15 protein-coding genes are annotated in these 20,273 nt (G+C 40.6%); 12 read left to right on the top strand and 3 right to left on the bottom strand.

The features are described 5' to 3' along the window. Positions 1 to 96: 96 nt before the first annotated feature. The 4 genes from KJS37_RS02505 to ald all read left to right on the top strand — a co-directional run bounded on the left by KJS37_RS02505 (position 97) and on the right by ald (position 3,775). Positions 97 to 1,173, top strand: coding sequence for a PIN/TRAM domain-containing protein (locus KJS37_RS02505; RefSeq protein ID WP_017368771.1), 1,077 nt, complete (start codon positions 97 to 99; stop codon positions 1,171 to 1,173). A gap of 8 nt (positions 1,174 to 1,181) precedes the next feature. After that, the gene (locus KJS37_RS02500; RefSeq protein WP_213495779.1) at positions 1,182 to 1,811 is read left to right on the top strand and encodes a pyridoxamine 5'-phosphate oxidase family protein; all 630 of its coding nucleotides are present in this window, start codon (positions 1,182 to 1,184) and stop codon (positions 1,809 to 1,811) included. 135 nt (positions 1,812 to 1,946) lie between these two features. Then, positions 1,947 to 2,453 carry a PepSY domain-containing protein gene (locus KJS37_RS02495; protein WP_213495777.1) on the top strand — a complete coding sequence of 169 codons (507 nt, stop codon included), beginning with the start codon at positions 1,947 to 1,949 and terminating at the stop codon, positions 2,451 to 2,453. A gap of 200 nt (positions 2,454 to 2,653) precedes the next feature. After that, positions 2,654 to 3,775, top strand: coding sequence for an alanine dehydrogenase (gene ald / locus KJS37_RS02490; protein ID WP_165711795.1), 1,122 nt, complete (start codon positions 2,654 to 2,656; stop codon positions 3,773 to 3,775). A gap of 30 nt (positions 3,776 to 3,805) precedes the next feature. On the opposite strand, the gene KJS37_RS02485 is transcribed toward ald, so the two are convergent. Beyond that, a complete protein-coding gene (locus KJS37_RS02485) occupies positions 3,806 to 4,300 on the bottom strand; it encodes a GNAT family N-acetyltransferase (protein WP_017368775.1) in 495 nt (164 codons plus the stop codon). Between the two features lie 145 nt (positions 4,301 to 4,445). Here KJS37_RS02485 and gltX point away from each other — a divergent pair, with 145 nt between their 5' ends. Beyond that, positions 4,446 to 5,885, top strand: a complete 1,440-nt coding sequence (gene gltX / locus KJS37_RS02480; protein ID WP_165711796.1) for a glutamate--tRNA ligase — start codon at positions 4,446 to 4,448, stop codon at positions 5,883 to 5,885. Between the two features lie 26 nt (positions 5,886 to 5,911). On the opposite strand, the gene KJS37_RS02475 is transcribed toward gltX, so the two are convergent. Continuing rightward, positions 5,912 to 6,865 carry a zinc-dependent alcohol dehydrogenase family protein gene (locus tag KJS37_RS02475; protein WP_165714265.1) on the bottom strand — a complete coding sequence of 318 codons (954 nt, stop codon included), beginning with the start codon at positions 6,863 to 6,865 and terminating at the stop codon, positions 5,912 to 5,914. Positions 6,866 to 7,088: 223 nt separating this feature from the next. On the opposite strand from KJS37_RS02475, the gene KJS37_RS02470 reads away from it, so the two are divergent. After that, positions 7,089 to 12,233 (top strand): vWA domain-containing protein, encoded by a 5,145-nt coding sequence (locus tag KJS37_RS02470; protein ID WP_213495775.1) that lies wholly within the window; start codon positions 7,089 to 7,091, stop codon positions 12,231 to 12,233. Between the two features lie 43 nt (positions 12,234 to 12,276). On the opposite strand, the gene KJS37_RS02465 is transcribed toward KJS37_RS02470, so the two are convergent. Continuing rightward, entirely contained in the window at positions 12,277 to 14,574 is a 2,298-nt protein-coding gene (locus KJS37_RS02465; RefSeq protein WP_213495772.1) for a Xaa-Pro dipeptidyl-peptidase, read from the bottom strand. Positions 14,575 to 14,757: 183 nt separating this feature from the next. On the opposite strand from KJS37_RS02465, the gene KJS37_RS02460 reads away from it, so the two are divergent. From KJS37_RS02460 to KJS37_RS02435, 6 genes are all read left to right on the top strand, one after another. Next, positions 14,758 to 14,964 carry a hypothetical protein gene (locus KJS37_RS02460; protein WP_213495770.1) on the top strand — a complete coding sequence of 69 codons (207 nt, stop codon included), beginning with the start codon at positions 14,758 to 14,760 and terminating at the stop codon, positions 14,962 to 14,964. Between the two features lie 344 nt (positions 14,965 to 15,308). Continuing rightward, positions 15,309 to 15,971, top strand: coding sequence for a Crp/Fnr family transcriptional regulator (locus KJS37_RS02455; protein ID WP_019335976.1), 663 nt, complete (start codon positions 15,309 to 15,311; stop codon positions 15,969 to 15,971). A 248-nt stretch (positions 15,972 to 16,219) separates the two neighbouring features. Continuing rightward, entirely contained in the window at positions 16,220 to 17,089 is an 870-nt protein-coding gene (gene gla / locus KJS37_RS02450; protein ID WP_003133793.1) for an aquaglyceroporin Gla, read from the top strand. A gap of 529 nt (positions 17,090 to 17,618) precedes the next feature. Beyond that, positions 17,619 to 18,470 carry a MetQ/NlpA family ABC transporter substrate-binding protein gene (locus KJS37_RS02445; RefSeq protein WP_096368767.1) on the top strand — a complete coding sequence of 284 codons (852 nt, stop codon included), beginning with the start codon at positions 17,619 to 17,621 and terminating at the stop codon, positions 18,468 to 18,470. 21 nt (positions 18,471 to 18,491) lie between these two features. After that, complete coding sequence (locus KJS37_RS02440; RefSeq protein ID WP_213495768.1) at positions 18,492 to 19,568, top strand: methionine ABC transporter ATP-binding protein; 1,077 nt, start codon at positions 18,492 to 18,494, stop codon at positions 19,566 to 19,568. Continuing rightward, on the top strand, positions 19,569 to 20,264 hold the full coding sequence (locus KJS37_RS02435) for a methionine ABC transporter permease (RefSeq protein ID WP_213495766.1): 696 nt from the start codon (positions 19,569 to 19,571) through the stop codon (positions 20,262 to 20,264). It begins immediately after the preceding gene. Positions 20,265 to 20,273 lie beyond the last annotated feature (9 nt).

The raw sequence follows: 20,273 nt of genomic DNA, 5'->3' as shown, positions 1-20,273 counted from the left end.
TGAGACAAACAGGTATCTTGTTATGATGTGTGATATAATTGACACAGAGCTTTTTAGTTATAAAAAAATAGAGGCTATGTATGGAAAGGAAGTCTTATGCGTCGTTGGATAATTCATGTTCTCATGGGTATTGTGGGTGCCTCTTTGGGTATCACAACTCTCCCTTGGGTATGGCACCTCTTTAGACAAGAGGGAAATGCTTTTAATCAGGAAATTATAAATGGGTTAATTGGAGCAATTATTTTTGTTATTTTATCATTCTTTATGTCCAATTTGCTGATGCGAGCTTTGAAAAAACTAGATCAAAAAATCACGAGAGTCAATCTTTCAAAGATGGTGTTTAATTTTATTGGTGCCATTTTGGGTCTGACCGTAGGTGTGCTTTTAACCACTCCTCTCTCTTTACTCGGTATTCCAGTATTGAGTAACATTATTTCTTTTGTGCTTATTATTGGTCTGCTGTATCTAGGCTATACTGTTTTTGATAAGCGAGGGGATGAAATCTTTAAAATCGTTTTTCGTAAACGTAAAGAAGTCGCTGCAGTGGATAAGCCTCTTGTAAAAGAAGAGGTTCAAGTTCAACATGCTATGATTCTGGATACAAGTTCGGTCATTGATGGTCGTATTTTGGATGTTCTAAAAACAGGATTTATCAGTGATAAAGTTATCGTGCCGAATTTTGTATTGCTAGAGCTTCAACTTATTTCAGACAGTGCTGACCCACTGAAACGTGCCAAAGGTCGTCGAGGCTTAGATCTTGTAAACTCCCTAAAAGAGTTTGACAATGTGGAAATTTCAAACAAAGACTATAAGGACATACGTGAGGTTGACACTAAACTGCTTCGCTATGCCAGCGAAATCAGTGCAAAATTAGTTACAAACGACTTTAATTTGAATAAAGTCGCGGAAATCCAAGGCGTTATTGTCTTGAATATTAATGATCTTGCAAATGCTGTTAAGACACAGCTAGTGGTTGGAGAACAGATTGAAGTAACGATTATTCGTGAAGGTTCTGAACGTCAACAAGGTGTGGCTTATTTGCCGGATGGTACGATGATTGTCATTGAAGATACGGCCAAAATGATTGATCAAAAAGTTTTGGTTGAGGTCGCAAAAGTCTTGCAAACAAGTGCAGGACGTATGATTTTTGCTGAACTCGTTAATGCAAAATAGGGAGAAATATGTACTTTAAGCGCTTTTTACAACTTTTTCTGATCTACATACTAGCAGCACTTGTTCTTACTGGTATTGTTTCGACAAATTTTTTACAAAATAAAAGTTTAACTTTCGTTCTGGCTGTACTTGTCTCCTATACAGTATTAACCTTGCCTTTAGTCCTGTTGACTGTGTTGAAAACCAATAAAAAAGCAACTAGCGTTGGTGCGCAAGGTCAAGGGGGAAAGGTCAGACAAGTATTATCCGGCCTTCCTGGTTACCTCATTTTGAGTTGCCAAACAAAAGACGGCATGCAAGAAACGACAATCATGAGCTTTATCCAATCAGTACATGAAGAAAATGTATTTTATATGGTTGCTGATAAGCATGCCAGTAAGGTGCAAAACATCAAGGTCAGACCTCGGGTTTCTTTTACCACATGGTTTGACAGCTTGGAAAAAGGGGAGCGTTTATCCTCTAATCAGGTTGATGCCGAGATTTTAGAAGGATTATCTGCAAAAGAAGTTGTTAAACATGAGCCAAATCTGCTTAAACTACATGAAAATGCGACAAATATGGCTATTATCAAACTTAAGATTCATTCCTTAGTCCATGAAAGTTTTAGAGATGGAGCTGAGATTATAGAATTTAAATGAAGTCCAAGGACTTCTTTTTATTTATGGAAAATTTTGATGTTTGCATATCTTTTTAGTTATAAAATGTCCTTTGTTATAATATAAGTAATAAAAAACTTATTTTTTTCTAATAAAAAATATAGAAAGGAGAAAAAAATGGAGAGGGACAGAAATAGGCTTTTGATTATCATCGCCTCGATTGCAGGAATGGTCATCTTGGCTCTTGGAGGTTTGTACATCGCCCTTGACTTTATTGAGGAACAACAAGAGCGCCAACAACTCACGCATCAGCAGCAACCTCCACAACAAGCAGAAGATATGAATGTGATTGACATTGAGCCTCCCTTAGCAGAGCAACCACCGGTACAAGAAGAACCACCGCCACCTGCGCAAGATTTACCAGTAGCAGCCCCAGAACAGCTTCCTGCAGCAGGTCAGCAAGGTCGGCAGATAGGCCTGGACGAAGCACGAGCAATTGCGGAAAGGCACCTACAGTCACGAAATATTCAGGCTACTTTCCGTAATCATTCAGGCATTGATCGTGAGGCAGGAACACGTGTTTGGGAGCTTGAATACCGTGGAACAGATGGTCTTTCCCATGAGTTTTACATTGATGTCTATACGGGAGATATCGTAAAATTTGAGACAGGCGATTGGGATTGACAATTAAAAAGCAAACTTGAAAAAGTTTGCTTTTTTTTGTTACATTAACAATAAAAATACGTATAAGTTCATAGTTGCAATAAAACTTTAGAAATGTTATTCTAAGTATGAAGGCGGTTACATTCTCGCTTTTATCGTATTATGGTTTTAAATAAAAAGGGGAAAAGCCCCGAACATATATCTATATGGAGGATAAATTTATGAAAATAGGTGTTCCAACAGAGATCAAAAAACACGAATATCGTGTAGGCCTTGCACCAGAATTCGCTGCAGCTTATGTTGCAGCTGGACATGATGTCTATATTCAAAAAGGAGCAGGTGAGGGGTCATCATATTCTGATGAACTTTACACAGCAGTTGGGTGTAATATCCTACCAACTGCCGAAGATATTTATGAAACAGCAGATATGATTATTAAGGTTAAAGAACCACTTGAACCAGAATATTCGTTGATGCGTGAGGGACAAATATTTTATACCTATTTCCACTTAGCAGCAGACAAAGCACTGACAAAAGCTGTTTTAGATAAGAAAATTGTCGCTATTGCTTATGAAACCATACGTGACCGTAATGGTGCTCTCCCAGCACTTAAACCAATGTCAGAAATCGCGGGGCGTCTATCTGTTCAAGAAGGTGCAAAGTATTTAGAACGTCCTTTTGGTGGACGGGGTGTTCTTCTTGGCGGAGTGACTGGCGTTCTTCCAGCAAATGTTCTTGTACTTGGTGGTGCCGGGGTTGTAGGGCGTAATGCTGTTGCAATGGCTGTTGGTATGCATGCAAATGTTACTGCTGTAGATGTAAATTTAGATGCTTTAACAGAACTAGATAAACTTTATGAGGGACGTGTAAATACTGTTTACAGTACAGATCACACAGTCAAAGATCTTATTTCAAAAGCAGACTTAGTGATTGGTGCAGCGCTTATCCCTGGTGCAGCAACACCTCAACTTATTCGTCGTGAACATCTGCCTTTGATGAAAAAAGGCGCAGTTATTGTCGATGTAGCGATTGACCAAGGGGGGACATGTCAAAGTTCTCATGTGACTTATCATGACAATCCTGTTTTTGAAGAAGAAGGTGTTATCCATTACTGTGTTGGTAATATGCCTGGTGCTGTTCCCGTAACTTCTACAGCTGCCTTAAATAATGCAACCCTTGCAAATGGTTTAGCTATAGCAAACAAAGGTTACAAAGAAGCTTTGAGAGCTAACCCAGGGCTTAAAGAAGGTTTAAATGCGGACCATGGTAAATTGACATGTAAACCTGTAGCTGACTTCTATAATATGGTTTACACAGATATTGATGAAGTCATAAGTGAATAAATAAAAAAACGCTGCTTAAGCAGCGTTTTTTCATAGAGGTAGAACCATGTTGTACCATGTTTCTCCTGCAAGTTGTGAGTCGGAAATTCCTTTAGAAACGAAACCATAGCGTTCGTAGTAAGGAATAAGGTTTTCTACACAAGTCAAGCTGATGCCTTGACGACTTTCCTCAGCTGCAGCTTCTTTCATCAAATCAAGCAATGTTGTAGCAATACCCAGTCCTTGGTATTCACTATCGACAGCAAGGCTGACGATAATTTGAAAGCGATCAGTCGGAAGACTTGCTTCTGTTTTTTCAAACATATCGTCTGTCAGGTAACATTTATCAGAAGTTGGGCCCACAAGGATACCGACCACCTTACCTTCTTCATTTCGAGCGACAAAAAAGCGCTCAGGAATGACTTGGATACGTTCTAACATTGAAGCGCGTGAGAGAACTTCATCCGCCGGGAAAGAAGTCTCTTCAATGTGCATCACATCATCAATGTCTGTGATTTTTGCTTTGTCATATGTAATTTTAGTCATATCTCTATTCTAACATGGTCCTCCTTGTCGAGTCAATGAAGCTTGTGTTTCTTTAATTACAGTATGATTTTATAATGACTCACTGTTAGAAACATTGCTCATAATATGATAGAATAAAAAGGACCGAAACTAACAGGAGAAAAATATGTCTAATAACATTCGTGTGCGCTATGCGCCATCACCCACAGGGCTTTTACATATTGGTAATGCCCGTACTGCACTTTTTAACTATCTTTTTGCGCGTCATTACAATGGAGATTTCATCATTCGTATCGAAGATACAGACCGTGAACGTCACGTAGAAGATGGGGAACGCTCTCAACTTGAAAACCTACGTTGGTTGGGGATTGACTGGGATGAAAGCCCAGAAACACATGAAAATTACCGTCAATCAGAACGTTTAGAACTTTATCAAAAATATATTGACCAACTTTTGAATGAAGGTAAAGCTTATTATTCTTATAAAACACCAGAAGAGCTTGAAGCTGATCACGAAGCACAAGAAGCAGCAGGTGTTGCACCTCATTATGTTAATGAATATGCAGGGATGACAGAAGCTGAGAAAGAGGCTTATGTTGCAGAACGTAAAGCTGCAGGGATTACACCAGTTGTTCGTATTTCTGTAAATGAAACAGCCATCTACAAATGGACAGATATGGTTAAAGGCGATATCGAATTTGAAGGTGGGAATATAGGTGGTGATTGGGTTATTCAAAAACGCGATGGTTATCCAACTTACAACTTTGCCGTAGTAGTGGATGATCATGATATGCAAATTTCACACGTTATTCGTGGGGATGATCATATTGCGAATACACCGAAACAGTTGATGGTTTATGAAGCTTTAGGATGGGAAGCACCTGTCTTTGGCCATATGACATTAATTATTAACTCTGAAACAGGTAAAAAGTTGTCGAAACGTGATACTAACACGCTTCAATTTATCGAAGATTACCGTAAAAAAGGTTTCATGGCAGATGCAATCTTCAACTTTATCGCTCTCTTAGGATGGAACCCAGGGGGAGAACAAGAAAAATTCAGCCCAGAAGAACTTGTGAAACTTTTTGATGAAAAACGTTTGAGTAAATCTCCAGCAGCGTTTGACCAAAAGAAACTGGAATGGATGGACAACGAATACATCAAGCATGCAGAGTTTGAACCTGTCTTCGAATTGACAAAACCTTTCCTTGAAGAAGCTGGCCGTTTTGATGCGCGTGCAGAAGAACTGGTTAAACTTTATAAGCCGCAAATGAAGTATGCAGAAGAAATTCTTGAGTTAACAGATCTCTTCTTTGGTGAATTCCCAGAACTCACAGATGAAGCCCGTCAAATGATGGACTTGGAAACTTCACCCGTTGCGGTGGGTGCTTTCCGCGCGAAACTTGAAAATTTAGAAGATTTCACTGCCGAAAACATCTTCCCACTTTTCAAAGAAACGCAAAAAGAAACAGGTGTTAAAGGGAAAAATCTTTGGATGCCGATCCGTATAGCTGCCTCTGGTAGTATGCACGGTCCAGAATTACCTGAAACAATCGCTCTTTTAGGTAAAGAAAAAGTTCTTGAACATATGGCTCAATTCTTATAATAGAATAAAATAAAAAAACGCACGAGTTAAAGCTCGTGCGTTTTTTGTATGAATGAAATCAGGCGTTTGTTTTTTTGTGAATACTCTAAAGCTTCAATAAGTTGGTCATAAGGGATAATGTCCACAGCTTGGTTGAGGATTAAGTGTCCATCAACAACCAAGTTAGCTAAAGTTTGCAGACTTTTTTGCCACTCTTCAGGACTGAGTTTGGTATTCCAATGCCGCAGGTGAAAGATGCTGACGTCGATGGGAAGTTTGGCTAATTTTGCCCAATCTACCTGTTGACCTGAAAGTAGACCAAGCGCTTGAAACCTCCCACCTGATCGGACACAAGCAGCCAAATCAGTTCCTGCTTTTCCACCGACACAATCAATAGCAGCATCTACTTCTAAATTGATTAAGTTTGTGCGTAATTCATGAGCTCCACGCTCCTTTAAAAGTTTGTGTTTCTTATCATCTCGGGTAATAGCGATAAAGTCGAAGCCTAAGATGCGTGAAAGTTGGGCAAAGACTTGCCCAATAGCAGATCCTGCTGCATTAACAGCTAGTTTTTGCCCAGGATGAAGGTTCAGTACTTCTGTACAGAGAAGCCAAGCTGTCAGAGGATTAATATAGAGTTGGCTGGCAGATATTGAGTCTAAGCATTCAGGGATGACAAAAGTATGGGAAGCAGGGCATTTGACATAAGTTTGCCAAGTACCCTCTCCTTCCAAGGGTAAAACGCGTTGTCCGATAAGCTTTCGTGAAAGTGAGCTTCCGACATCGACTACTAGCCCAACTCCTTCATAGCCAGCAACAGCAGGTAAACTTATCCGATGGGCATAAGCGCCTGTCATCGGGATTAAATCCGAAGGATTTACCGGGGCATAGAGCATTTTTACAAGGAGTTCTTGAGGGTGTAAACTTGGTTGACACCTTTCTTTAAGGGTTAATACCTGATGAGGCAGCCCATAGCTTTCGTAAATGAATGACTTGTACATGGCTTTATTATAGCAAACTTCTGGATAGACGGAGTTGTGGCTGATGAAAAATAAAATATACAAAAAGATTACGAATGTGTCTTTATTGTTTGTTTGGGTATTTAAAGAAAAGGATTTGATAAAAAGTAAACTTATGTTAAACTTAAGTTATATAAAATATACAATAGGGTAAAAATGTGTAAAAATACCCTTGAAGTATCGAAACTACAAAGGAGTTCGTTTTATGAAGCGTAAATTACTCTCGAAAGTATTGAACATCGCTGCTATTGCTTTGCTTGTAGCGCAGATTTTTCCAGGTTCATCTCTTCGAGCGATAGCTGATACCTTAGACCTTGGGGGAGAACCGCCAAGAGTCAATCTTACGGTGGCTGAGCTGGATAATGAAGCAGAGCCAGAATTTCTTACCCTCCAAGGCGAGGTGAAAGAAAGTGAAGCATCCGAAAACACAGAGATTACTCTATCTGGGGCAGATTTTATTGCCACAGAACAAGAAGAAGGACTTGGAGAAATACCTGAGGCAACTTATAAAGTGGATGACAATAAAGTTGTTCTAAGCTTGACGAAAGCCAGTACAGGTAACTTCTCACTAAAATTACAAATCGTTAAAGAGAGCATCACAGACGGTGAGATTCAAGTAACTTTAGGAGATCAAGTCTTAACGGTGCCACTAAAGGCAACCGAAAAGGAAAAAGCGGAAGCTGAAACAGAGAAAACGGAGAAAGCAGAGAAAGCAGCAGCTACGCTAGGAGGTACAACGCCAAGAGAACGTGGGCTGGGACTGAGTTCGGTCTTGCCGACGGCTGGTTATCCTTGGTCAGTTATTTCAGGCAGTAAGGTAGCTGATCCTGCAACCGATGATGTCTCTAATATCTTCTCAAATCTTCCAGCTGTCGATGATGGCCGCGTCTGGACAGATAAAACGGTAAGAACGCTTGGTGGGGCAACTAACTTTGAAGTTACACTATCGGCCTTGTCTCAAAGCGTGCCAACGCGCGAGGGTTATCAGATTCCTGCGGATACGGTCTTTACGATTGACGTTTCTGGCTCTATGACGAAGATTGACCCAGGAGCTGGTCGCTCACGTATCGCATTGCTGGTCGATGCGCTTAATGAAGCTATCGGTATTTTACAGGATGCTAACCCACTTAACCGTGTATCCGTTGTTGCTTATGGTGGTCGTACAGGTGGTTATGCGCGTGTCCAAAAAGTTTTGGATCTTGGCCGTTATGCGCCAAATGGAAGTGGGAACTTCTTTACCCTCGCTTCATCAGGTGATTCCGTTAATGTGAATGCGACAGCAGCAGGCGAAGGAGCAATAGCTCCCCCAGCCGCTAATATCCCAGTCGTTGGCTCAACACCAACTCAATGGGGCATTCGTGAGTCGGCGCGTATCCTAGAGAATGCAAGCAACAAACAGGTTAATGTACCTGTAACAGATACTGATGGCAACGTGACAGAAGAAGCTAACGTCACACGCCGTCCCAACATGATATTACTCACAGATGGTGAGCCGACCATGGGACGTCCTGACTATGCCTTTGACTCGTCTGCTCCTGTTGTACTTGGTCCAAACGGAAATCGTATTGATAATGCTGCCGCATCAGGTCAAGGCCCTTTCTATGGGGATGGGTCTTACGGTGAGCAAGGCCTTGCTGTGATGACTGCTTTGACAGCGGCTTATCGTAAAACAACAATTTTAGATGCGTATTTCTCAGCACCGAGTGGGGCTGAAGGTCAGCCAGCCGCAGATGTAGGCTTCTTTACCATCTCGACAGGTGTTCAACCGACAGAGTCACAGAGAAATCTTATCAATGCGACCTTAAATCCCATTCCGACGAATACAGACAAGATTTTGCCAAATATCCGTCATAGTTTCTTACCTGGAAATTCAAGCTATCTTCCAGGACCAACGGTAACAACACCGTCGATGACGACATTGCTCAATAACTTTGCCAGTGGTGCGACAGGAAACTTCTTGGCACAATACCGTGAAAGTTTTGGAGGTTACCGATGGGATAGACCACAAAGTACAGTAAATATCGCGAATACAACGTCTAGCCTCGCAACGTCGACAGATCTTGCCTATGCAGATGACTTCTTCGAGGCTAGCAATATCGAGGACCTACGTGATGCCTTCCAACATATCACGAGCAGTATCCAAGAAACAAGTAACAAGCCAATCGTCGATGGCGAAGCCGAGGGAGATTTAGGTTCGGACTCTCTTGACTTCTCAGATGTCCTTGGCGATTATATGAACTTTACTGCGGTGAAGAACATCACCTTTGCAGATAAGGGCACCTTTAGTCCTTCGACATCAGCACCAACGGACTTTAATGAAACTTTGGCGAAGTATGTACGTGGAGCAGACGGAGCAGACGGTGTTGCTTTGACACCAAGCAGTGCTGAGGTTGTAGCGATTCGTGCTACTTTTAATAACGGTCGTTTTACCTACTATGCAGACAACTATGGTCATTATCTAGATGCTACGAATCCTTCAGGTGCCGCTCTAAGGGTAGAAGTCTATCCTTTCCAGCAGGCAACAGTAAACAGTGAAGTATCTGGTGCAGCTGAAAGTATCAGTCGTGTCTTCTTTAGTGTAAATACAGCACTCAGTGATACAACTGTTGAGACAGATTACGGTATTGGAGAAACAGGAACACGTGATCTTCAAGAAAATGATCAGTTTGTGCATTGGGGGATTCCGAGTGAGCTCTTACCGATGCGGACAGTAAGTGCAAATAATGGCAGCACAACTGTATCGGGAGACCAAACACCGATCCAAGTTAAGTTTGATGTCGCATTGGACGAGGCACGTCTTTTGACAGACTTTAATGCTGATCGTGCAAGTGTACCTGCAAACTTCTGGTCGAACGATTGGATAATGCCAGCGACGGCTAATGACTCTTTTGCAACTTTTGAGCCAAGTGAGGATAATCCTTTCTATCAAAATGTCGATGGCAATCGCGTGGTTAACAAAACCCAAAACCCAACAGCTTCTGATGGATGGGTCAGCACACAAAGTATTACACCAGATCCAACGCGAGCTACAGGGGATAATATCGTTGTCAATACCCTCGGTAATAACGGAACTTACCAACTGCAATATCAAGGGCAAGTCCAAATCCAGAAAGAGTTTATCTTCCAAGGTCAAGATGGAACGAAAATCGATATCAATACTCTAGATGCAGTTCTTAGAGATGGCTCTCTTAATCTCGCACCATTACACTTTGAAGTGATAAGTACTGGCTTAGTGCCGACAACGGTTGGTACGGCTACGATTGATTTGAATGATGGAGCGGTCCTTGACCAAGCAATAGCTAATGATGGTAGAGTCACTCTGACACTCTTGGATACCAATGGACAACCTATGAACTTGCAACCAGGTGTTTACATGGTTACCGAGACAGGGGGAGATATTGAAAGCAACACTACAGGAGATAATTATATCCATGTTCCTGGTGCAACGACCCAGCGAGTAACGGTTCCACCTGGTGGAACAGGTATCGCTAGCTTTGTAAACCTCTATGCTCAAGTCGCAGATACCCAGCTGCTCCGTGTTCAAAAAGTCTTCCATGGCTTGGATGCAGCAGCTTTAGCACAGGCTAAGGCTAGCTTTGCAATGACCATAACAGCTAAGCAGACATTTAGTGGTGCTGATGCAACGACTCTTGAGTCACTCAACTTTAGCCTAAATGCAGAGGGTTATTATGAAAGAAGGCTCTCCTATGCAGATGCTATAGCTGGTGTGAACTTCGCTCAAATACCTTTAGGTGATTATGAAATCACGGAAACAGGTATGGATGTTGAAGGATACAATCATAGATTGGCTCATTGGCGCTTTATTGATTTAGATAACCCAGCTAACGCGGGTGAGTCTGGCGAAGACAGCAGTACTTCACACACGGTTACGGTAGGTGAGGATAGCCAAATCGTCTTCCGCTTTGACAACTACTATGAGCCTTTAGGCTCGATCGACTTGACGAAGAATTTTGAAGGAGTAACTTTTAATCAAATCCCTGAAGACTTCTACATCGAGATAACGAAGGATGATGACCCTGATTTTGATCCGATTCGTATAGAACGTGGAGAACTGACAGGGTTAACGACAAATGAAAAAATCTCCGGCCTCCTACCGGGTGAATACACCATCAAGGAATACAATTATGAGATTGAAGGGCGTAACTTTGAAGGTAATGCTCAAGTCGAAAGAGACTCGCAAGCAACACCAGAAGGGCAACAACCGACCTACAAAGTAACTATCCCGGGTCTTATTGGTAATAATGATGTGACTGTTAATATTTATAACCGTTACCTTCAAGGTGCAGCCATCTTACCACCTGTGATGGTTTATCCCGTACAGCTGAAAAAAGTTGACCAACGTGATCAAGGCGTTGCGGGGGCTATCTTTAGATTAGAGAAACGTAACCCAGAGACCAATCGCTGGGAAACTTACCTTGCTAATCTAACGTCTAATGCAGAAGGTTTCGTCAACACATCGGTCGGTGAGCCTGGAGATTACCGCTTTGTCGAAACAAAAGCACCAGACGGTTTTGACATGGCAGATAACCCAATCAGTAATGTTCAGACGATCGTTGATGGGGGTGTCGGAACAAACGATAATCCGGTCTACTTTGGCGAGATTGAAAATCATATGAGAACCCTTATCCAACTGAAAAAAGTGGATGAGGCAGACAACCCACTCGCAGGTGCGGTCTTCAAGGTAGAGTTCTATAACAATGGCACTTGGGAAACGATCGAGACAGGCTTGACATCGACTGCGGATGGTCTCGTAAGACTTGACGTAGAAGAAGATGGGCGCTACCGCTTTATTGAAACACAAGCGCCAGCGAACTATGTCCTAGATACGACACCAAAAGAAGTTACAGTAGTTGAAGGTCAACAAGCTATCTTTGAAGCTGGAACTTTGGAGAATAGACGTGTAGAAGGTCCTAATGTACAGAGCAACGCCATCCAACTTCTCAAAGTAGATGAGCAAAATAATGCACTTGCCGACGCCATCTTCAAGGTTGAAGCTTATAATCCAGAAAGTCAAACTTGGGAACTCTTGACTGAAAACCTCCAATCAGGTGCTGATGGTCGTGTTACTACAAGTGTACCAGGCCCAGGACGCTATCGTTTTATCGAAACGCAAGCACCTAACAGTTATGTTTTAGATGAAACACCAAAAGAGGTCACGGTAGAAGAAGGTGTGACTGGTGTCATTGATGCAGGAAAACTGGTCAATAAATCAAGAGCAAATCTTCCTATCGTCGGGGACAATCTCGGATTGTGGCTTTTGGTTTCAGGAATCGTTACACTTCTAGGTGCAAGTCTTGTACTGATGAAAAAGAAAAAACTTAATTTATAGAAAATAAAAAAGCGCCATCGAGAATGATGGCGCTTTTTTACAGTTATTTAGAGTCAATTGGGAAGATAATCTTAGAAGCACCAAGATCAACTTCATAAGTCAACTCACGGTTATCACGTACAGTATGTTCAAAATCTGTACTGTAAAGCAAGAGACGAAGCTTGTCGCCTTTTTTCAGCTGGTGAAGCGTCGGCTGTAATTTAAGATTTACTGTCATCCATTCGTTTTCCTCGACAGGACTGATTGTAAGCAAATCCTCACGGTTTTGCAGATTGAGGAAACCTTTGGTCATAAGTTGATAAGGACTATCCACCAGAGGGATTTCCATCAGATTTTCTAACATAAAATTACGGCCACGATCCAGAGCTTTCAGATCCAGTGTTTGTGCGTTTTCTGAGAGACGTTTCTTGTTTCCAAAGTCAAGAAGTTGCGCAGAGAGAAGGGCCTTACTGTCGTTGACTTTGATTTTGAGGTCCAGTTCGACTTGACCGTTTACCATCATGTCTGTCGGAACCTCTAAGTCAACTACAGCTGCTTGGGCTTTGCCTTCATACAAATCCTTTTTGAAACTATGGAAATCTTTACTGTAGGCCTCGAAAACTTCTTCGTTATAATGATTTTCAAACGTGAGGATGGAAGCAGCCGTCTTGCCAAGAGGCCATTTGGCGATCTCTGTACTGCCCCAGTCGTCTACGCCTGTCCAACTTTGGGACTTGCCATTTTCTTGCAAAACAAGAGGAGGTAAGCTCAAAGTCAGCTTGCGGTCTAAGAGTTTAGCGGTGAAATAACTGTTGATGGTTTCGCTAAAGTCGATAGACTGCCAATTGTTCATATAAATATGGGCGCCGCGGTGTAAGAAGGCGTGTTTAACCGTTTCTTTTGGCAGAGTTTGCCAAAAATGATAGGCTTGATCTGGTGTAACATTCCAGTCTTGTAAACCATGCACAATCAGAACATCTGCCTTGGTGTTTTTTGCATGAGGTAAATAATTCCTGTCGTGCCAATATTGGTTATAATCGCCCGTTGAACGCTCCAGAGCCTCAAGCATTTGCGAAAGGTGAGCTTCATATTGCGCATTATGCGCGAGGAAGTCAGCGCCCTGAAGATTACGTGAATAAGTCAATGCTGCCAAAACGTCTAAATCTTCGCCGGGATAGCCACCAGGTGAGCGCACCAAACCGTTTTCACGATAATAAGAGTACCAAGAGGTGATGCCTGCTTCGGCTAAAATTACTTCTAGACCATCAATGCCGGTAGTTGCTGCACCATAAGCCATTGTACCCAAGTAGGATTTACCCGTCATCGCAACTTTACCATTGGCCCAATCCGCAGTCACTTCTTGTGTTCTCTTGCGGGAAGAGAAAGCACGCGCTCGACCATTGAGCCAGTCAATCGCAGCGGTCATACTATAAATTTGTTGGTAATCACCTGAAGTTTGGAAACCATCCGAATCCAGAGTCCCGACACCGGCAACATAAAGTGAAGCAAAACCACGTGCTAAGAAATAATCATTAAGTGAATAAGTCCAACCGTGCGTGAACTTTTGAGTCGGCGTTTCAGGAGTAGCTTCTAGGGCAGGCTCTTTTTCGTAGTCTGGAAGATTAGGAAGTTGTGCTGTAACCTTGATTTTTCCAGGCGCTTTTTCTTCTAAAGACACATTCATGTCGTGCAATTGTTTGTCATTAGCGATTTCATTGATACCCAGATGGTAAGGACTTGCAGTCATGACTGCTGGCAATTGCCCCTCGAATACAGGACGAATAATTTGAATTTTTATTAAATCTTTTTTTCCAGTATTGTAAGTATCGACTTGAGATTCAACCCAGACAGTTTCACGAATCAGGTTTGCAGTATCAAAAGTAGCGAGCGATTTATCATTGAAAAAGTGATAGGTATTGCTTAAAGGAAGCAAACCTTCAGATACCCAATGTTCAACCAATGACATTCCGTTTTTGTGACGGCTACAAAGAAGGAGGTAAAGCGCGCTGATGAGGTTTTCACTGTGAAGCGCTTCCTCATCGACCATCGGTAAATTTACAGATTTTGCAAAAGCTTCTGCTTGGTCCACTTGAAACTCAAAATTTGGCACAAAACCTAGTAATTGTAAACTTACCGTCCAAAAGATATTCCATGTGAGTACTTCATCGGAAGTTAGGAATTCTTGGAAAGAGGCTGTAGGTGTTGCTTGAATGCTTTCACTGTCGACAGGCGCAACCATTAAAAAGTTTTTAAGGATTTTCTTTTCTTCCCAAAAAACAGACCAAGTAAAGCCGAGATGATCTAGCTCAATGAGCTGTTCGTCAAAGGTTTTTTCAACGATGGAAAAGTGATTAAATTTCATGCAATATCTTCCTTTCGATACACTATTATAGCCATTATATCAGAAAAGAGTCTTTGCCGCTTTGGCATATATCTTACGTGAAGAAGCAAAAATTGAAAAAGAAAAAGGCTTTGGTTGAGCAGTAGGTAAAAAGAGTGCTATAATGAAGGAGTAAAGAAGAACAAAACAGAGAGGAGAATAATTATGAAATTCAAATTCAGTGGGATTTCTTCATATGAGGAAAAAGCAACACCAAACTTTATGGGGGAAGCAAATTCACACAGTATTATAAAAGAGTTCGACAACATGGATCAAGCCATTCAGCATGTTGTGGATAATAATGGTTTTATGGTTACAGACAATGGCAAATTTGCCTTCCATATCCGTACCATCACTCAAGTTGATGAATAAAATGTTAAAAGCATGCTAAAAAGCATGTTTTTATTATCGTTCTTTTTGCTTTAGCAAATTAGAACGATAATACGCAGGGAGCGAAGCGAGTTGTGAGCAACTTAAAGTTCTTTTTGCTTTAGCAAATTAGAACGATAATACGCAGGGAGCGAAATGCCATAGAAAATATTCTTCTTAAGACGAAGAGTAACAAATGTTAGCGACAAAGTATGTACATTTTTTTAAAATAAGTAAGGAGAGTAGAAAAGCTTTAATATAAAATTGAAGCCATTATTTTAATAAACACGTTTAAATGGTGATATAATAACTGTTGTATTAAAGGAGTAGATGAATAAAAAAGGAAGATGACAAAAGAATTTATAGAATATTTACTGCGATTACTGGAAGAAAAAGAAGTAAATGTTGTGACTCAAAGACGGCATAGTTATGTGATGTATCAAGGTATTGAGTCAGATTACGTGTATATACTTAAAGAAGGTGTAGCTAAAATCAGCAATATTATGAGAGATGGCCGTGAGTTTAATATTGCTTATGTAACAGAACCAGACTTTGTTTCCTTGCTGGAAGAAAAGCAAGAAAATGGTATCTCAGCGCTTTTCAATGTACGGGTCGAATCAGAAGAAGCGAGTTTTTATCGTGTACAACGTCAAGAGTTTTGGAAATGGGTGATGAGTGACTTAACCTTGTTCCGTATCGTTGATGACTTTTATCAAAGAAGATTAGCCATGAACTTAGAGCTCTTGCAAAAGATGACAATCAATGGGAAAAAAGGTGCAGTTTGTGCCTGCATTAATAGCTTAATTAACGAATTTGGGATAAAGAAAAGAAACGGAATTCTGATTGATTTTCCGGTGACAAATGAGGACATCGCTGGTTTTTGTGGCATATCAACACGCAATAGTGTGAACCGCATCATCCGAGATCTCAAAACGGAAGAAATTATTGATATTATTGATAACAGGATTATGGTCTACAACTCAGAATATTTTGAGGATTATATTAGCTAAAAAGACTGAATTCAGTCTTTTTTCTTTTATAAATAGTGTTGTTTTTTAATTTTAAAGACTATAGCAATCGCTTACATAGAGCCGTTTTCTCTCATTTTTCTTGCTCAATAAATTTTCTGTTCAAGATTTCACATCTTTTTAGCCAAAATAAAAAAAACGTGCTATAATGTCTATGTATAACAAAAGAGTTTAACATTAGTTAATCTCGTTTTTATTTTGTCATTAATTTTTATTACTTGGAGGAATTCATGGACTATTCATGGACAGTGAAATATCTCACTGAATTTATTGGTACTGCCCTTTTGCTTATCTTGGGTAATGGTGCCGTAGCGAACGTTGAACTTAAAGGTACAAAAGCCTTTGGTCAATCTTGGTTGATTATCGCTTGGGGTTACGGACTTGGTGTAATGTTGCCAGCCGTAGCTTTAGGGAATGTCACAGCTCAAATCAACCCAGCCTTTACACTTGGACTTGCAGCATCAGGATTTTTCCCTTGGGCACAAGTGCCATTCTATATTCTTGCGCAACTTCTTGGAGCGATGTTTGGTCAGTTGATCGTTGTAATGGTTTATCGCCCTTACTATCTCAAAACAGAAAATCCAAATGCTATTTTAGGAACTTTCTCAACAATCGATAACGTTGATGATGGCACAATCACTACACATACAGGTGCCTTGGTTAATGGTTTCTTGAACGAGTTTGTTGGATCATTCGTTCTCTTCTTTGGAGCGATGGGCTTAACAAAACTTTATCGTGGTGTTGAGTCAATCAACTGGATGACAAACTACGCATCTCAACAAGGTGCAGATGTAACGAGTGCTGATGTTACTGGACAAATCGCAGCATCAGTATCAGGTGCAGCTTCATCAGCAGCAATCAGCCACGTTGTTCTTGGCTTCCTCGTGCTTGTATTGGTTGCTTCACTTGGAGGTCCTACAGGTCCTGGTTTAAACCCAGCACGTGACCTCGGTCCACGTATCTTGCACTCACTTTTACCAAAATCAATTTTAGGTGAAAACAAAGGGGACAGTAAATGGTGGTATTCATGGGTACCTGTTACAGCACCTATCCTTGCAGCACTTGCGGCTGTCGCTTTGTTCAAAATCATGTATCTATAATAAGACGCTTAGGAAAGAGCTTCAGGGACTTTCCATCTAACAATTAGTGGCTTATCCACAAATGTTGGCAGCGCATTAACCCTCATCTTTGGATGAGGGTTTTATTATTTTAAAAGTGGATATTAAAAATTTGTAAAGCTAACCTAAAATTAATTTGATAGAATAAATTCATAGTCAAAAAGCAAAGAAAGCGACTAGGAGAGTAAAAGCGAAAGTTAGCACAGGGAGCTTGCAGCTAGTGAGAGCAAGACTAACGGAAACTTTGAAAATGGCCTAGAAATCGTGTAACAGTGAGTTTACTTTCTAAATAAACTGTTAACGGAGTGGTTCTCGTTATTGAACACATTATTTTTGGGACAGTCTTGCTTGTTCCCAAAGATGATTAGCAAGACGTAAGACATCCTTTTTTGGTATTTTACGTGAAATTAGAATGGTACCACGATAATTCGTTTCTATTTATAGAGGCGGATTATTTTTTTTACTTTTGACTATACTGTTATTATTGTTGTTAATAAAGGGGAGACTTATTATGAAAAAGAAAACAAGAAATAAAATTATTACTGTTGTAGCGCTCGTCGTTGTCGTACTTATCGGCTACTTCTCATTCTTCAAGAAGGATGTTGCTGCGGATAAAACCGTTAAGGTCGGTATTATGTCAGGTTCAAAGGAGAGTACTGAGATCTGGGACTCTGTGGCGAAGACAGCAAAAGATCAATATGGTATTAATCTAAAATTTGTCCGCTTCACGGACTATAACCAACCCAATACAGCCTTAGTTAACGGTGATGTAGATATTAATGCGTTCCAACATTACGCTTTCCTTAAAGAATGGAATGATGCCAATAATGCTGATTTACAACCTATTGGCGATATCTTAATTTCACCAATTCGCCTTTATTCGAAGAAGCATACAGATGTGAAGGATATTCCTAATAAAGGTACTATTGCGGTACCTAATGATACCTCTAACGAAAGTCGTGCTCTTTACGTTTTAGAAAGTGCTGGCTTGATTAAGTTAGATACAAAGGCTGGGGCCTTGGCAACAGTTAAGGATATTACTGAAAATCCAAAAGAATTGACGATCAAAGAATTGGACGGCTCACAAACAGCTTCAGCTTTGTCTTCAGTCGACGCAGCAGTTGTAAATAATGATTTTTCTGTTCCCGCAGGTTTGACAAACAAGGAAGTTATTGCAACAGAACCTTTAGATGAAAATTCGAAACAATGGATTAACATTATTGTGGCACGAAAAGACGATAAAGATAACCAACTTTATAAAGATGTCGTTAAAGCCTATCAAACCAAAGAAACAGAAGAATTATTTGCAAAATTGTACCCTGAAAAAGGAACAATTCCTGCTTGGAATTTGAAATTGAAATAATCATAAATAATGGAGAAGAAGATGGCAATTATTGAACTAAATAATATCAGAGTTTCCTATGAGACCAAGAAAAATAAGGTGGATGCAGTAAAAGATACAACAATCCATATCGAAAAAGGCGATATTTTTGGAATTATCGGCTACTCGGGTGCTGGCAAGTCAACGATTGTCCGTACGATTAATCTTCTGCAAAAACCAAGTGCTGGTGAGGTGAAAATTAACGGTAAAGTTCTTTTTAAAGCGGGATCTGATGGTAAGGATCAAGCTAAAATTAAGCCAGCAGAGCTCCGTAAAGAACGTCAAAAAATAGGAATGATTTTCCAACATTTCAATCTCCTTAATGAAAAAACGGTTTTTGAAAATATCGAATTTGCACTTTTACATAGCCCTTTATCTGATAAACAGAAGGAAGAAAAAATCCGTGAATTGCTTAATCTTGTCAGTTTATCAGAGTTTGAAGAAAAGTACCCAGCCCAATTATCAGGCGGACAAAAGCAACGTGTAGCTATTGCGCGTGCCTTGGCGAATGACCCAGAAATTTTAATCTCCGATGAGGGGACATCCGCCTTGGATCCAAAAACGACCAATCAGATTTTGGACTTGTTGAAGGATCTCCAAAAACGTCTGGGTCTCACTATCGTTTTAATTACTCATGAAATGCATGTGGTAAAAGAAATCGCCAATAAAGTTGCAGTGATGCAAAATGGCGAGGTGATTGAGCAAAATAATCTTTTAGAAATCTTTGCCCATCCTCAAGAGCAACTGACACAACAATTCATTGATACAACCTCCAATGTTTCACGTTTCATTCATTCATTGACTGAAAATGACACATTCAGTGATTTGGCAGACGATGAAGAACTGATCTATTTGTCTTATTATGGCAATCAATCAGGAGAGCCGGCTATGTCAGAAATTACCCGTAAATTTGATGTTTCAACGAACATCTTCTATGGAAATGTTGAGGTTTTACAAAATACACGTTTTGGTTCCTTAGTTGTGTCTCTAAAAGGAACAGAAGAAAATCGTTTGGCTGCTAAAGAATATTTGGCAGGCCAAAATATTGAGTTTACAGTATTGAAAGCGCAGGTGAAATAGATGACAGCATGGTTTACAGAACATTTTCCAAATGTTGTAGCTTTAGGTTTACACGGAGATACAGGTTGGGTCACTTCAATCACAGAAACACTCTTTATGGTTTTTTGGTCAGGGCTTTTTGGGGGGATTCTCGGATTGGTATTTGGTGTCGCTCTTGTTGTGACTAACGAAGGAGGAATTACACCCCATCGTGGGCTTTACTCATTTTTGGATAAGTTTACATCTATTTTCCGCGCTGTACCTTTTATTGTTTTACTTGCTATTATTGCTCCTGTCACTCAAAAAATTGTGGGTACACAGATTGGAACAACAGCAGCTTTGGTCCCATTGACACTTGGTGTCTTTCCTTTTTATGCACGTCAAGTTCAAGTTGCTTTAGAAAGTGTAAATAAAGGGACGGTTGAAGCAGCACAGACTGTAGGCGCTAATTTCTGGGATATTGTCTTTACAGTTTATCTTCGTGAAGAACTTGGTAGTTTGATTCGGGTATCTACCGTTACGATTATTTCCTTGATTGGTTTAACAGCTATGGCGGGTGCGATTGGAGCAGGAGGATTAGGGAACACAGCCATCGCATACGGCTACAATCGCTTTTCTAATGATGTGACCTTCTTGGCAACCTTACTTATCCTGATTTTGGTCCTTTTGGTTCAGGTTATTGGCGACACATGGGCGAAGAGTGTGACACACAAATAATGTAAACTG

The sequence above is a fragment of the Lactococcus formosensis genome (assembly GCF_018403745.1).
Classification (GTDB): Bacteria; Bacillota; Bacilli; order Lactobacillales; family Streptococcaceae; genus Lactococcus; species Lactococcus formosensis.
The sequence above is the reverse complement of the archived record's forward strand: the minus strand, read 5'-3'. Positions and strand labels throughout refer to the sequence as shown.

Bases quoted from the DNA above. Each gene is read 5' to 3' on its own strand.
- KJS37_RS02505 (WP_017368771.1), top strand. From the start codon at position 97: ATGCGTCGTTGGATAATTCATGTTCTCATGGGTATTGTGGGTGCCTCT.
- KJS37_RS02500 (WP_213495779.1), top strand. From the start codon at position 1,182: ATGTACTTTAAGCGCTTTTTACAACTTTTTCTGATCTACATACTAGCA.
- KJS37_RS02495 (WP_213495777.1), top strand. From the start codon at position 1,947: ATGGAGAGGGACAGAAATAGGCTTTTGATTATCATCGCCTCGATTGCA.
- ald (WP_165711795.1), top strand. From the start codon at position 2,654: ATGAAAATAGGTGTTCCAACAGAGATCAAAAAACACGAATATCGTGTA.
- KJS37_RS02485 (WP_017368775.1), bottom strand. From the start codon at position 4,300: ATGACTAAAATTACATATGACAAAGCAAAAATCACAGACATTGATGAT.
- gltX (WP_165711796.1), top strand. From the start codon at position 4,446: ATGTCTAATAACATTCGTGTGCGCTATGCGCCATCACCCACAGGGCTT.
- KJS37_RS02475 (WP_165714265.1), bottom strand. From the start codon at position 6,865: ATGTACAAGTCATTCATTTACGAAAGCTATGGGCTGCCTCATCAGGTA.
- KJS37_RS02470 (WP_213495775.1), top strand. From the start codon at position 7,089: ATGAAGCGTAAATTACTCTCGAAAGTATTGAACATCGCTGCTATTGCT.
- KJS37_RS02465 (WP_213495772.1), bottom strand. From the start codon at position 14,574: ATGAAATTTAATCACTTTTCCATCGTTGAAAAAACCTTTGACGAACAG.
- KJS37_RS02460 (WP_213495770.1), top strand. From the start codon at position 14,758: ATGAAATTCAAATTCAGTGGGATTTCTTCATATGAGGAAAAAGCAACA.
- KJS37_RS02455 (WP_019335976.1), top strand. From the start codon at position 15,309: ATGACAAAAGAATTTATAGAATATTTACTGCGATTACTGGAAGAAAAA.
- gla (WP_003133793.1), top strand. From the start codon at position 16,220: ATGGACTATTCATGGACAGTGAAATATCTCACTGAATTTATTGGTACT.
- KJS37_RS02445 (WP_096368767.1), top strand. From the start codon at position 17,619: ATGAAAAAGAAAACAAGAAATAAAATTATTACTGTTGTAGCGCTCGTC.
- KJS37_RS02440 (WP_213495768.1), top strand. From the start codon at position 18,492: ATGGCAATTATTGAACTAAATAATATCAGAGTTTCCTATGAGACCAAG.
- KJS37_RS02435 (WP_213495766.1), top strand. From the start codon at position 19,569: ATGACAGCATGGTTTACAGAACATTTTCCAAATGTTGTAGCTTTAGGT.